The organism is Geosporobacter subterraneus DSM 17957 (genome assembly GCF_900142145.1).
Lineage (GTDB): Bacteria > Bacillota > Clostridia > Peptostreptococcales > Thermotaleaceae > Geosporobacter > Geosporobacter subterraneus.
Genome location: NZ_FQZV01000079.1, coordinates 1 through 13265 on the forward strand (window position 1 = coordinate 1; position 13265 = coordinate 13265).

The 13265-nt window shown below is 37.0% G+C and carries 12 protein-coding genes; 4 read left to right on the plus strand and 8 right to left on the minus strand.

All coding sequences use genetic code 11. The annotated features are described in order from the left end of the window. Positions 1–282 precede the first annotated feature (282 nt). The 5 genes from BUB56_RS18265 to BUB56_RS18285 all read right to left on the minus strand — a co-directional run bounded on the left by BUB56_RS18265 (position 283) and on the right by BUB56_RS18285 (position 5819). The gene (locus tag BUB56_RS18265; protein WP_110942690.1) at positions 283–477 is read right to left on the minus strand and encodes a hypothetical protein; all 195 of its coding nucleotides are present in this window, start codon (positions 475–477) and stop codon (positions 283–285) included. A 76-nt stretch (positions 478–553) separates the two neighbouring features. Beyond that, entirely contained in the window at positions 554–2116 is a 1563-nt protein-coding gene (locus BUB56_RS18270) for a recombinase family protein (RefSeq protein ID WP_110942691.1), read from the minus strand. Beyond that, positions 2109–2294, minus strand: coding sequence for a hypothetical protein (locus tag BUB56_RS18275; protein WP_110942692.1), 186 nt, complete (start codon positions 2292–2294; stop codon positions 2109–2111). The genes BUB56_RS18270 and BUB56_RS18275 overlap by 8 nt, the downstream gene beginning before the upstream one ends. Before the next feature lie 134 nt (positions 2295–2428). Continuing rightward, the gene (locus BUB56_RS18280; protein ID WP_110942693.1) at positions 2429–5371 is read right to left on the minus strand and encodes an ABC transporter substrate binding protein; all 2943 of its coding nucleotides are present in this window, start codon (positions 5369–5371) and stop codon (positions 2429–2431) included. 148 nt (positions 5372–5519) lie between these two features. After that, positions 5520–5819 (minus strand): ATPase, encoded by a 300-nt coding sequence (locus BUB56_RS18285; RefSeq protein ID WP_110942694.1) that lies wholly within the window; start codon positions 5817–5819, stop codon positions 5520–5522. A gap of 251 nt (positions 5820–6070) precedes the next feature. Here BUB56_RS18285 and BUB56_RS18290 point away from each other — a divergent pair, with 251 nt between their 5' ends. From BUB56_RS18290 to gltS, 3 genes are all read left to right on the plus strand, one after another. Beyond that, complete coding sequence (locus tag BUB56_RS18290; protein WP_110942695.1) at positions 6071–7309, plus strand: sensor histidine kinase; 1239 nt, start codon at positions 6071–6073, stop codon at positions 7307–7309. A gap of 6 nt (positions 7310–7315) precedes the next feature. Continuing rightward, the gene (locus BUB56_RS18295) at positions 7316–8191 is read left to right on the plus strand and encodes a response regulator (RefSeq protein WP_110942696.1); all 876 of its coding nucleotides are present in this window, start codon (positions 7316–7318) and stop codon (positions 8189–8191) included. Between the two features lie 153 nt (positions 8192–8344). Then, positions 8345–9550: a sodium/glutamate symporter gene (gene gltS / locus BUB56_RS18300; RefSeq protein ID WP_110942697.1), complete on the plus strand. Its 1206-nt coding sequence runs from the start codon at positions 8345–8347 to the stop codon at positions 9548–9550. A gap of 45 nt (positions 9551–9595) precedes the next feature. On the opposite strand, the gene BUB56_RS18305 is transcribed toward gltS, so the two are convergent. Together BUB56_RS18305 and BUB56_RS18310 are read right to left on the minus strand one after the other, a co-directional pair. Next, entirely contained in the window at positions 9596–10627 is a 1032-nt protein-coding gene (locus BUB56_RS18305; RefSeq protein WP_110942698.1) for a homoserine dehydrogenase, read from the minus strand. An 86-nt stretch (positions 10628–10713) separates the two neighbouring features. Next, positions 10714–10980 carry a hypothetical protein gene (locus BUB56_RS18310; RefSeq protein ID WP_110942699.1) on the minus strand — a complete coding sequence of 89 codons (267 nt, stop codon included), beginning with the start codon at positions 10978–10980 and terminating at the stop codon, positions 10714–10716. 618 nt (positions 10981–11598) lie between these two features. Here BUB56_RS18310 and BUB56_RS18315 point away from each other — a divergent pair. Next, a complete protein-coding gene (locus tag BUB56_RS18315) occupies positions 11599–12237 on the plus strand; it encodes a nitroreductase family protein (RefSeq protein WP_110942700.1) in 639 nt (212 codons plus the stop codon). A gap of 36 nt (positions 12238–12273) precedes the next feature. Here BUB56_RS18315 and BUB56_RS18320 read toward each other — a convergent pair whose 3' ends face one another. Then, complete coding sequence (locus tag BUB56_RS18320) at positions 12274–12918, minus strand: glycosyltransferase family 4 protein (protein WP_110942701.1); 645 nt, start codon at positions 12916–12918, stop codon at positions 12274–12276. Positions 12919–13265: the final 347 nt, after the last annotated feature.

The window sequence follows — 13265 nt, forward strand, 5'->3', positions numbered from 1 at the left end:
AAAAAAGTGGCTCTTGTAGCCGTTATGCACAAGCTTCTCCATTATATCTTCACGGTTCTCTGTGATGAAAAGCCATTTGTATTTAGGAGCCCTGAAGATCATCAAGCATGGAGAAAAGACAAAAACTCACATCGAAGCATCGCTGCTTAGGTAGATAAAACTCAACTCTTTAGAGAAGCCATTGTTCGGCTTTTACCAATGGTTAGCTTTGCTGTACACTTTTTAGAAAAACTACTTTTTTTAAAAAAATTAAACTAACCTATTGACTTTTATTAGCTGGTCTTATATTTTTATCCCAAAAGGACAATAGAGAATGGAATTTAGCTCTGCTGTCTTCAGATCCTTTACAGGTTCAATAGTTGCCTGATTTTCCCTTTCTTTTTGCTCCGGTTTCTGTTTAATAAAATCCGTAATGCTGGAGCACCCTGATAAAAAGAGCATTAAAACCAGAACTACTGTAGTGATTCTTCTCTTCATTTGCCCGACCCTCGCTAAAATCATTCAAATCCTATTCCCATGGAATATTTATGGCCTAAGATTAGGATTTAAAGCCTTAAAAAAGCCAATGAATAATGATTTTCCTCTCCTTATTGTCGTCCTTTTCGCCTATTTCAATATAATCAATCAACCCATTCACCATTGCATGGTTTAATCTCTCTGGATTCTTGTATTTTTCGATTATCCCTGCCCAATACTCTGTATTTTCCAATCTTTTTTTGCAATTTTCTATTTCCTTTTCTATATTCTCTTTGTGCTCTACTAACCCCTTCTGCTCCTCTAAGAATTTATGAATGAGATCATTAAATTGGTCTTCTGCAAGTTTATGTTTGACTTTATCAGCGTATATGCTCTTTATAATTAAATCGATTTCGCTGATTTGTTTTTTAATACCAGTATGCAATTTTGCGGATCTTTTGGCCTGTTTCTCCAGTAAAGTCTCTTGTTTCAGTCGGCTTACCAATCTATCGAAAGACAATCTGGAAAAATGCTCCTTTATTTTTTCTGCAATCATCGCCTCCAGCTGATCCAACAAAATGCTGTGACTGGTACATATCCTGTTCTGCGATGCTATCCCATAGAGCTTACAGCGTAAATAAGTATGTCCCCTGCCGCTTCTTACCTTATTCATGGTGCTTTTGCAGTCTAAGCACTTGACCTTCCCTGCGAAAATGTGTGCTCTTCCATCTCCTGTACTTCTTATATTGTTATTGAGCCGCTTCTGCGCTGCGTAAAAAATACTATGATCCAGGATAGGTTCATGAACATCTTCTACAATGACCCACTCGTCTCTAGGCTTATTCAAGATCACTTCAGATTTATAATTTACCTTCTCACGCTTTCCTTGAATTACATGTCCTATATAGGTAGCATCTCGAAGTATCCGTCGAATTGTAGTTTTGTTCCACAATCCGTGCATATCGGTCATGAAAGGATTCTTATACTTTAATCCCTTATCCTGTTTATATCGCGTAGGATTTAAAATGTTTCTCTCGTTGAGCATGGAAGCAATCTGCTGTGTACCATAACCTTCCATGTACCATTTAAAAATCATTCTGACGATTGTGGCTGCTTCCGGATCGATTACCAGCCTATTCTTGTCCATTTCATGCTTCATATATCCATAAGGTGCAAAAGAACCGATAAATCTTCCATCCTCCCGCTTGACCCTGAAGGTTGCCCTTACAGCCTCACTGATATCCTCACAATACCATTCATTTACCAAGCTATTTATCTGACGGGCTTTTTTGTTACTTTTATCCTTGGTATCCACATGATCCGTAATACTAACAAATCGAATGCCCCATTCTGGAAATTTTCGATGTAAATACCTTTCTACTACTTCTACATCTCTTGTAAACCTAGACTGATGCTTGCACAAAACAATATTAAATTTTCCTTTTTCTGCGTCTTGTATCATTTGATTGAATGCCGGACGTTTATCATCCAGCCCTGAATAATCGTCATCACTATAAATATTATAAATGTTCCATCCTTGTTCCATTGCATATTTAGTCAGTAGGCTCTTCTGATTCTGGATACTCTCACTTTCATCAAATTCGCTAAACTTGTCTCTGTCTTCATCACTGAGCCTGCAGTAGATTGCAACTCTATCCATGAAGCATATCCCCTTTATGATTTTTGATTAGATCATCAGATTCCTGCTCCTCCGGTTGGAATCTATCTTTTAAATCCTCACCCTCTAAGATCATTCTAACAATCAAATCCTCTAATCTAGTAATCCTTTCTTCTTCCTCAAATTGAAATATCTCTGCAATTATAATTTTTGTGGACAAATCAATCCCCCTTATCATTTTTATGACTGGTTAGATTTGTCCTATTCCCTAAAAGAACAAAGCTGACTCTCATCCATTTAAGAAAGCCAGCTTCCATGGATAATGGGAGCTGGCTCAACCCCTTAGGGACTTTTCTAAAAAAGCTTTAGAGTTTCTTCTTGGGGCACCGGTTTACTTATTAAATAACCTTGTATAAGGTCACACTTATATTTTTGTAGGATATTAAATTGGTCTTCTGTTTCCACCCCTTCTGCAACCACCTTAAGTCCTATAGAATGGGCAAGGGCTACAATCGACTCTGCCAGCGGCTTTCCTTCTTCGCTGTTCAAATCATCTACAAAGGATTTATCGATTTTTAAGATATCTATAGGCATTTTCCTCAGATAATTTAAAGAGGAATATCCTGTTCCAAAGTCATCCAATATGATCATCACACCTAATGCTCTCAGCTTATACAGCTTGTCAATGTTCTCTGCAAAGGATTCCATTAGAGCGGTTTCTGTTATTTCGAATCCTATTAGTTCTGGGGATATCTCTGTTGATGCAATAATATCTTTAACATCTTCAACAAAATCATTATGCATCAGCTGTATGGGAGATACGTTAATCGATACTATAATTCGGTTAGCCTCGTCAATATTAATTTTCCTTGCAAATTCACAAGCATTTTTAAAAACCCATTTACCCACTTCAACAATCATTCCAGTTTCTTCTAATATGTGGATAAACTTTAGTGGAGAAACAAAACCATGCTCAGGGCTTATCCATCGGATCAGTGCTTCAAACCCATATATGCTTTTACTGAAAGTATCTACCTCTGGTTGATAATATAATACAAATTCATTTCGTTCTAAAGCATTTCTTAGGCTGTTTTGCAGAAGCATTTTTTGGGCAAGATCCTCATTCATGGACTTTTCAAAAAACCGGTACCTGTTTTTTCCTTCGTACTTTGCACGATACATTGCAGTATCCGCATTCTTTAAAAGATCATCGGGGGTATCTCCATCTCCAGGATATTTTGCAATCCCAATACTTGTTGTAATGTGCAATTTCTTCTCCTCTACTATAAAGTCTTCCGCAAAACATTCAATGATTTCTTTTGCCAATCCCTCAATCATCTCATCCTGCTTTGCGGCTTCAAAGAGAATCAGAAATTCATCCCCCCCCAGTCTCCCAATATGTACATCCTGTCTTACTTTTTCTTTTAATCTTTCCCCGATATGCTTCAGGAGCATATCTCCAAAGGTGTGTCCAAAAGCATCATTAATCATCTTGAAATTGTCAATATCAATGAAAATAACTGCACCCTTTTCTCCATTTTCCTTAGCGATTCTAAGAATTGAATGGAGTTTGTAACTTAAAAATGTGCGGTTCGGCAGTCCAGTTAACGGATCATAGTAAGCCAGCTGCTTAATTTTCTCCTGCTGTAATTTCCTTTCATGGATATTGGTATGGGAACCTGCCATTCTCTTGATGTTATTATTTTCATCCCTTAAGGCAATTCCCTTAGAGAACACCCATTGATACTCACCGTTTTTGTTTTGAACCCTATATTCACATTCATATTTTTTACTTTTACCAGTCTTTAAAGACGCTAGTGCACTGGAGGCTCTATCCCGGTCTTCAGGATGAATTAATGCAAGCCAGCTGTCAAAATGGCTTATCTTTTTGTCTCTGCTGATACTGTCAAAGATATCATACCATCGTTCTGAAAAAAACATTTCATTTGTAGTCGTATCCAGTTCCCATAGCCCCTCATTGCTAGCTTCAAAAACAAGCTTGTATCGCTCTTCACTTTGCTGGATTTCATTTCTGTTTTCCTCTAAGAGCTGATTTTGCACTCTTAATTCTTCCTCTGAGGCTGCTAATTCCTCATATAGACTGCTCAACTCTTCATGACTGTATAATAGATCTTTTTCCGCTTTCTTTCTTTGCCTGATATTTGTATACAATATGACTATAAAAACTGCCATCAATAAAAATATGATGAGGACTGTCCAAACAAGTCTTTTATATACTTCATAAAATGAAAAGGGCTTGTTGATAATAATGCTGTCCTTCGGAAGTTTACTAACGGGAATGCTAAAGGCATAAAGTTGATTATAATCAAATTTCAGCATAGTTATTTCTCTTTCCCGCAGGGGAATATGTGAGATGTCTTCACCCGCTAATATTCTTATAGCTATGTTTGCTGCTTCCTCTCCCTCCAATGTCCCACTGACAACACTTCCACCTACGCTGCCGTGTCCTATGCCCATTTCATATAGATCATACACAGGAACCGAAGTATTCTTGCTTAGGAGATTTACCCATTCCTCCATTTCCATGGTCCTTCCTTCGATATCCCTCACAAAGGTAGTCATTAGAATGATGCTGTCCTGGGACAGCTTTAATCCTCCTGATATTATATCACTATGACTCATACTGCTTAAAGAAATAACATCTAAATCCCGATCTAATTCACGGACACCTTTGATGACATCGTGAAAGGCTTGAATCCCGCTTTCCGTATTATCATGGAAAACATAGATCTTTTGAAGATTTGGATTAACATTTAAAGCTACTGCAATCGTTCCTTTGGGATTTATTTTCTCTGCAACCCCTGTTATATTTTTATTCTGTTCCATATATCCTTTTGCCGTGTCTGTATAAATTCCGGAGAAAACAATAGGTACATTTTTAAAGAGCTTGTCCCTATTTGCTAGCACGTAATTTAGGGCAGCATCATCACTGGTAATGATCAGGTCAATAACTTTATTTTTATATTTATAACTGATTGTCTGATCAAATAAGTTTAGATTCTGAATTTTAGGAAAATTTTTCCAGTCCATATACTCTACAGACAAATCTATTTTTAGGGAGCCGTCCTTAAAGGTTTTTGTGATTGCATCGGTAATATCATCGGTCCATGTAAACCCTTTATGATATGAATTGATGAGTAGCACATTCTTTGGTCTATCTTGGGCTTGTACCCTATGAGGGTGGAATAACAGCAGGGAAAAGCTAAAGACTAAAATGCCAATCCATATAATGGAAAGCGTTCTCTTTATAAATATCTTTATATACCTTATACCCATACGTCCACACCCTTCAGTCCCCAATTATTTAAATGTTTTCGCCTGTTTTTGATAAATTTTTACAGTATTCTCTGTACTATTAGTATACATCCATATATTTACATAATCAATATCCGAAAAGAATGTTTATATATCTTCTGCTTTGTGTTTAAGATAACCCTTCATGGGGTGCAGTACCATCTATAATAGCAACCTTAAGGGCAGGAATCACAACGCCGTCTAATGATCCATTGTCTGAGGAGCACTGATGGAATTCTACATCATAGCCTTTCTCGGTCATCTCATATCCGATCTTTTTCATAAAAGATGATTTGCCTACGCCCGGACCCCCTTTAATAATAAATAGTCGATTGGCCTCTTTTCCAATAATATTGTCGTAATATGAAAAAAAACCCTTTGCCGTATTTCCGCCTGGGAAAACTCTTTTGATTTTTCCTTTTTTATCCATAATGAAGATCCCCCTTCTCAATTGTCTTATTCTATGAATATACCACTTATAGTTATAGTATGTTTTCAATTATTATTCGTGTTTGTACTTGTTTAAGTACGCCGACTGTTAAAATTCCAAATATTCTTTTGCATATTTTTATTTTTAGGTTAAAATAATAAGTGTTTGAAATTCCCTCACAGACATTATAGCCATCACACGGTTATATACCGTGCTTGACCTTTGATGATAAATAATTCTAGGAGCCGCTTATGAAAAAATTCAAAAAATATATTATTTTTATGTTATCCGTAGCACTCTTCGGTGAATTTTATTTTTATCCCTTTGCAAGTTCCCTTCGGTTTTCCGCTGGTGTTATTGCACTGAACCTTATTATCCTTGTGGTTGATGATGTACAGGAATTCTACATGGCTCTGTATGCAGGCATCTCAGTCTTTATATTGAGATGCACAACGGCCTTAATGTTTTCCGCCCTGGGCATTGAGAGGATTATTCAATCGAATCTTCCTGCACTTTTCTATTATATCACCTATGGATTGTTGATTTGGGGTATGGGTTATCGAAAGCGTAGAGATAATCTGCCTCAAGTTATTTTTCTTCTTACGGTCATAGATGCTTTTAGCAATATCTTAGAAGCACTTATTAGACAGCAGGAAATAACCTCTACAACCATAAAGATTATTTTTCTAGCTGGTTTTATAAGAAGTACTTTTTCCTATGCATTGTATCTTCTTTATAAAAAGCAAGAATTATTTATACAAACACAGGAACATCAGAAAAGGTATACGCAGTTAAATGCCTTAATTTCTAACATACAAGCCGAAATGTTTTATCTCAGAAAGTCTGCAATAGATATCGAGAGAATAATGAGTAAAAGTCATGGCCTCTATCAAAAATATAAGCAGGCAGAGCATTTAAGGGAAGCTACCTTGGACATTGCACGGGAAGTTCATGAGATAAAAAAAGATTATTTACGGGTTCTCGGAGGCTTTGAAAGCTTTATCAGTACCATTGAAGAGGGTGATGCCATGAATCTTTCTGACATGTGGACCATCATTAAGGATAATACCACCCGATACCTTAAAGAAAACAGAAAAAATATCCATCTTTGTTTTGAATATGAGGATGATTTTCTGCTTAAAAAATACTATCATCTTTTTACCGTACTGAATAATTTAATCATCAATGCTATAGAGGCCTGTGATGGCGAAGGTGAAGTACACCTGCGTCAAAAAAGTGATGCTGAATTCATATATTTTTATGTAAAAGATAATGGTACCGGGGTTGAAGAGGATATCGCTCCCTATATTTTTAACCCCGGATTTACTACAAAATACAATGAGCTAACCGGAAAATCTTCCACAGGAATAGGGCTTTCTCATGTTAAAAATATTATGGACGAACTGGAAGGTACTATTGATTTTGAATCTGTACCTCATAAAGGAACGCTCTTTACACTGAAAATTTCAAAAAAAATATTGTTAGGGTGATCTATGATGTCAAATACTTTTTTAATACTTGATGATGATATTAATATTAGAAAAATGCTGAAACAACTGATTCTAAAAAACAATCTGGGCAGAGTCGTCGCTGAATTGAGCAGCGGCGAACATGCAGTTGAGGAAATTATCTTTTATAAACCTGACATTGTACTCATCGATCTTCTGCTGCCCTTTAAGGATGGTATCGACATTATCGAACAGACGATCGCACAAGGTTATTCAGGCAAATTTATCATGATCTCTCAAGTAGAAAATGAGGAGATGATTTCTAATGCATATGAAAAAGGAATTTTATTTTTTATCCACAAGCCTATCAATAGATTAGAAGCCCTCCACGTCATCAAAATGGTTAGCCAGAATATTGAATTGGAAAGATCCGTTAATATGATAAGAAATGTTCTCTCTGGATTTGACGCTAACAGCGCTCAATCCGGCACATCTACCGTAGAGGATAATATCCGCAGCATTTTGACTGATATCGGTATTATTTCTGAAGCAGGCAGCAAGGACCTCATTGCTGTTATTCGTAAAATTATCCTTTACAAAAAAAAGAATCCTTTACTTTCCTATCAGCTTCAGGATATTTACCAAGAAATTGCCGAAGAGGAAAATGGAAACAAGGGTACAAAAGCCAGCGCCCGTACCATAGAGCAAAGAATTCGCCGAACAATCTTAAAAGCCATAGAGAACATTGCACAATTAGGCTTGGATGATTACTATAATCCCAAGTTTACAGAATACAGTTCAAGGTTATTTGAGCTAAAACAAGTAAAACAGGAAATGAAATTTATTGAAAATCCTGCTGAAGAACGGGGTAAGATAAATATAAAAAGATTTGTTGAAGGAGTGATTTCTCAAATCAATTTTTAGACAATTGACGGCACACCGTCATCATTATTGAAAATATTGAATTTAGCAAATCTTTTTGTAGCATCCTGTAGTTTATTGTTACCTCCTGTAGCATGTCCATATAATCTTTTTAGAAGCTGATATATGATTAATATTTAGAGGAGGTATGTTGCAATGATTATACAGCTTGATATGATACAGACCATTTCCGTTGCCGTAGTGGTTCTGTTTTTAGGTCAAACTCTTAGAAAAAGAATATCTTTGCTTGAAAAATTCTGTATTCCTGCACCAGTTATTGGCGGTTTGGTTTTTGCTATTCTTACTCTGGTGCTAAGGCAAAGAGGCATTTTAACCTTTGAAATGGATACTACTCTTCAAAGAGTACTCATGACTGCCTTTTTTACCACTATTGGTTTCACTGCCAGTCTAAAGCTTCTTAAAAAAGGGGGATTACAGGTTTTCGTCTTCTTAGCTTTAGCAATCGTTTTAGTTACCCTTCAGAATATTGTTGGTGTGAGCCTTGCAAAGGTTTTCCACTTAGATCCCTTAATTGGCTTATCTACTGGCTCTGTTCCTATGACGGGAGGGCACGGAACTTCAGGAGCCTTTGCACCACTGTTTGAAAATGCCGGTGCTTTTGGTGCCACAACCGTAGCTATGGCTTCAGCAACCTTTGGTTTAATCATGGGTAGTATGATTGGCGGCCCTATCGGAAAGAGATTGATCGAGAAAAACCGCTTAACACAAAAATTAGATAACGCCTCAGGGCATATGGGTATTACTGAAGGGGATGAGAGTGCCAAAGCTTCTAGAACGCTTGCACCAAATCATCTTGCCGTTGCCACTTCCCAGATCATACTGGCAATGGGTATTGGAACCATTCTTTCGTCTTTACTTCAGAAAACAGGTATGACTTTTCCCCCTTATATTGGTGCTATGTTTGCAGCTGCCATCATGAGAAATCTATCTGACAGTACCGGTGCCTTTGAAGTGCAAACAGAGGCAATTGATATTATAGGCAATATCGCTTTATCCATATTCCTATCCATGGCACTGATGGGCTTAAGACTCTGGGAACTTGCTGACTTGGCTGTTCCGATGCTCATTATGTTGATTGCGCAAACTATACTTATGGGATTATTTGCATACTTCATTACCTTCAATCTAATGGGTAGGGATTATGAAGCGGCTGTTCTAGCAAGCGGCCATTGTGGCTTTGGTATGGGTGCAACTCCAAATGCCATTGCAAACATGGAAGTACTATCGGGTAAGTTTGGTGCTGCTCCAAGAGCCTTCTTTATTCTCCCACTGGTTGGCAGTCTTTTCATCGACTTTGCCAATGCAGGAATTATTACTGCATTCATGAACTTTTTCAAATAATCTTCTTTTTTCATGAAAAAGGGTTAGACCACTGTCTAACCCTTTTTATATTTTATATAAGTTAATAATGTCCTTTAAGGCTGCAGCAGCGGCTGCTCTGGGGTCTGAACCCCCTCCAATGATCGAAATGTTTCCCATCAGGTCTGTATAAAATACAACTGCTTTATCTTTATAGTCTGCTCTTGTCAATATATTATTGCTCTCTAAGGCAAGGGGCGCAACCCGAAGACGAAGATTATAGGTTTCCTTGACAGCCTCTCCCACCAGTTTAATTGTTTTATTGGCCTTAATTGCTTCAGCAATATCTTCTTTCGTAATATTTTCGATGCCCTCTATATCTACATCCTTTAATCTGAGTGATGTTCCGAAAATGTTATTGGCTAATATCAACAACTTTGCTGCAGTATCAAAACCTCCTATATCCAGTTTAGGGTTTGCTTCTGCTATATCTTTTTCCTTGGCTTCCTGCAAAGCCTCTGTAAAAGAAATCCCTTCCCGGTGCATTCTTGTAAGGATATAGTTGGTAGTGCCATTCAATACACCCTGTATTTTATAAATATCGTTACCTGCAAGATTATATTGTGCCATATCTATGGTTGGCAGTGCTGCGGCAGTAGCGCCGCTGATTTTTATTCTGCCACCCTTTAGCCTTGCCGTGTCCCAAAGCTCCTTACTATACTGTACCAAAGCTCCTTTGCTTAGTACAACTACGTCCATACCCTTGCATAAAGCATCGTGAATATGAGAGAAACCAGGTTCGCCAGTCTCAATGTTTGTAGGACTTGCTTCCACCAGCACATCCCCTTCTAAGCGGTCTAAGAGGTTTTTACTGCTGCTTATTTCACTTACATTGCCTGCATATTGAAGTATTCCCTTCGAATGTTTGTCACAACCCCCTAATTTTTCCAGATCAATTCCATCCTCTTCAACAATGGCATACCGACTGCCGATAACGGCTATCACCTTTAGGGCCAATCCATACTGCTTCGCTAATATGCCTTTTTTCTCCCTGATGATATCGATCAATCCATGTCCTACATTGCCAAATCCCATTAAAATGATACGAATTGTTCTCATTGGTCTTCTCTCCTTTATTGTCTCTCATGAGCATTATATCCTGTATTCAGCAAAAATAATAGATGGGAGACCCATCTATTATTTAATTACCGAATAATATTATACAGCATATACTGGTAATCTTGATTAGATCTTCTGTTTAGTTCTTCTTTCATACGTATTTCATGTTCTGCTAATTTTCTCATCTTTTCCTGATGCTTTTCCTCATCTTTTTGGATATGGATGTTTATATTAAAGTAGCTTACGTTCAAATGAAGATTTAATAATGACATAACTTTGTTCCTCCTATCTATCAATATCTCTTTCAAATTCGTTTCCTCTAAATTTGTTGTAAATATACCTGATTTCACCATAACTCATTCCCCCTGATACAATTATTTTGTTTCTTTTTAAATCCTAGTTCTAATCACCTTCACCAATAAATCCTCCTTTCAAAAAAAACAGAAGCCATAGGCGGGCTACCTATGGCTTTTCGTAAATATATACGATTTTTTATGCGTTGAGTTTAAAGATATGAACACTGTTTCTATTATATAGTAACAAGACTAAAATAGCGCATAAAAAAGCCATAGTTAGCGATACACTACCTATGGCCCCTGATGATTTATGTTTAAACAAAAAAGTATTTACAACATAATTATTCCACAGACACAGGTCGTGCATAAATAAATGATTTATTTGTTGATGGACAAATTCCAAATCTACTGGTTCTCATTGTGATTACACCTGCTGTTTTCATAAACACGACCTCCTTTCAAAATTTCCAAAATTTACTTATAGCTTATTATATTCCCTTCTGATACAATTTACAACCTATTTTTTGACTTGTAATATAATTGTAATAACGCTAAATAGTTTTAATATTTTGATTATACTCATATGCCTTTTATTTATACATATATTTGATTATACTAATGAGTAAGAAAGAAATAAGTGGTATATACAGTAGAATATCACAAAGGAGGAAAAATATGCAGAAATTAGACTTTATTTATCAACGCCACAGTGTGCGTAAATTTAAAGATCAAAGTGTAGACCCCACACATCTTCAAGAAATGATTAAAGCTGCTACCTATGCCCCTTCAGGAAAGAATGTACAAAACTGGCACTTTGTTGTACTAAACAACAAAGAAAAAATTCAAGAAATCGTAAAAATCGTTGAAGATCGCAATGAAGCCCTGGCCAGTTGGACCAATGATGAGAATCTTAAAAAAGAAATTTCAAAATTTAAAGGCTTCCATACTGTTTTCCGCGGTGCACCCTCTTTAGTTTTTGTTTTTGCCGGTCCTTATAGAGACATGGCAGTAGATGCTTATAGAGCAAAAAATGCATCTTCTGAGGAAATCCACAGTCTGCTGCGTGTAGCCCCTGCAGTGCAAAATATTTCTGCGGCCTTGCAAAATCTTATGCTGGCAGCAGCTGCATTAGGATATGGTACCTGCTGGATGACTGGTCCCTCCTATGCCTTTAATGAAATTCACAAATATCTGGGATTTGAAAAAGAAGGATATTTTCTGGCAGCTATGACCCCTTTGGGCGTACCGGAAGAGAAGGAACTGTCCAGTCCACCCCGAAAACCCATTGACGAGGTTCTGACAATTATTGATTAGCCCCTCAAAACACATACTATTTGGTATGTGTTTTTTTTATGAAAATTTTTTGTGTACTTTTAGCATTTGCTTTGGAGACTGCTCCCAAGAATATCTTCTACTACATTCCAAGGACTTCATAGAAAGCTCCTCTCTCAGTTTATTATTTCTCATTGTATCGTAGAGATTTTGAGCAATATTAATAACATCATAAGGATCAACATAAACAAAGCAATTCTCTAAAGGCTCCGGTACAGCAGATAATTTTGATGCAATAATCGGTGTTCCGCAGGATGCAGCTTCCAGCAGCGGCAAACCAAAGTGATCATACAAAGAAGGATAGATGAAACATTCACAGGCATTATAGAAAAAAGGTAGATTTCTTTTTGAAACAAATTTAGCAAAAATTATTTTATCCGCTATTGAAAGCTTTTGAGCCAGTCTTTCAAAGATTTCATAATGATCTTCTGTATTTGTAAGTATAACCAATTTAAATTCCTCTGAAAGCTCGTGGCAAATCAAATGATATGCCCGAATTAATCGACCTATATTTTTTTTAGGTTCTGTTCCTCCTACTGCCAATATAAACTTGTCACCAATATTATATTTCTTTTCGATTACCCTCCTTGCCTCTCTTTTGTCTAATGGCCTGAAGATTTTATCTGCAGCTGAATAAAGAGTTCCTGCGGTTTCCTTTTGCACGTAAAATACCTCCCTCTATTATCTTTAAATTTCTCTGTATTTCTCACTAATTCTTAGAATTTCACTTTTTAAAAAGAGAACTTTTCACGGATATTTAGCATTATGATGCTTTATTGCCTAAGATTATCGAAAAATGGGTAGCTTTAATAAACTGCGTCCTTTCTTCAGTTTATGACGGCTCTGTTTCTCCACATAATCTCAGGTGGCATACCCTCCCATGTCTCGCTGGCTCGTAGCCTAAATTCCTTCGTCCTGCCTATCCGTGAGGTGGATGTCGACTATGCTCCTTTGCCGGGTCGTCTTTGCGCCCTCCTGGTATATATTCCTGTCGACTATCAGCTCTCTTT

Bases quoted from the DNA above. Each gene is read 5' to 3' on its own strand.
- BUB56_RS18265 (WP_110942690.1), bottom strand. From the start codon at position 477: ATGAAGAGAAGAATCACTACAGTAGTTCTGGTTTTAATGCTCTTTTTA.
- BUB56_RS18270 (WP_110942691.1), bottom strand. From the start codon at position 2,116: ATGGATAGAGTTGCAATCTACTGCAGGCTCAGTGATGAAGACAGAGAC.
- BUB56_RS18280 (WP_110942693.1), bottom strand. From the start codon at position 5,371: ATGGGTATAAGGTATATAAAGATATTTATAAAGAGAACGCTTTCCATT.
- BUB56_RS18285 (WP_110942694.1), bottom strand. From the start codon at position 5,819: ATGGATAAAAAAGGAAAAATCAAAAGAGTTTTCCCAGGCGGAAATACG.
- BUB56_RS18290 (WP_110942695.1), top strand. From the start codon at position 6,071: ATGAAAAAATTCAAAAAATATATTATTTTTATGTTATCCGTAGCACTC.
- BUB56_RS18295 (WP_110942696.1), top strand. From the start codon at position 7,316: ATGTCAAATACTTTTTTAATACTTGATGATGATATTAATATTAGAAAA.
- gltS (WP_110942697.1), top strand. From the start codon at position 8,345: ATGATTATACAGCTTGATATGATACAGACCATTTCCGTTGCCGTAGTG.
- BUB56_RS18305 (WP_110942698.1), bottom strand. From the start codon at position 10,627: ATGAGAACAATTCGTATCATTTTAATGGGATTTGGCAATGTAGGACAT.
- BUB56_RS18310 (WP_110942699.1), bottom strand. From the start codon at position 10,980: ATGGTGAAATCAGGTATATTTACAACAAATTTAGAGGAAACGAATTTG.
- BUB56_RS18315 (WP_110942700.1), top strand. From the start codon at position 11,599: ATGCAGAAATTAGACTTTATTTATCAACGCCACAGTGTGCGTAAATTT.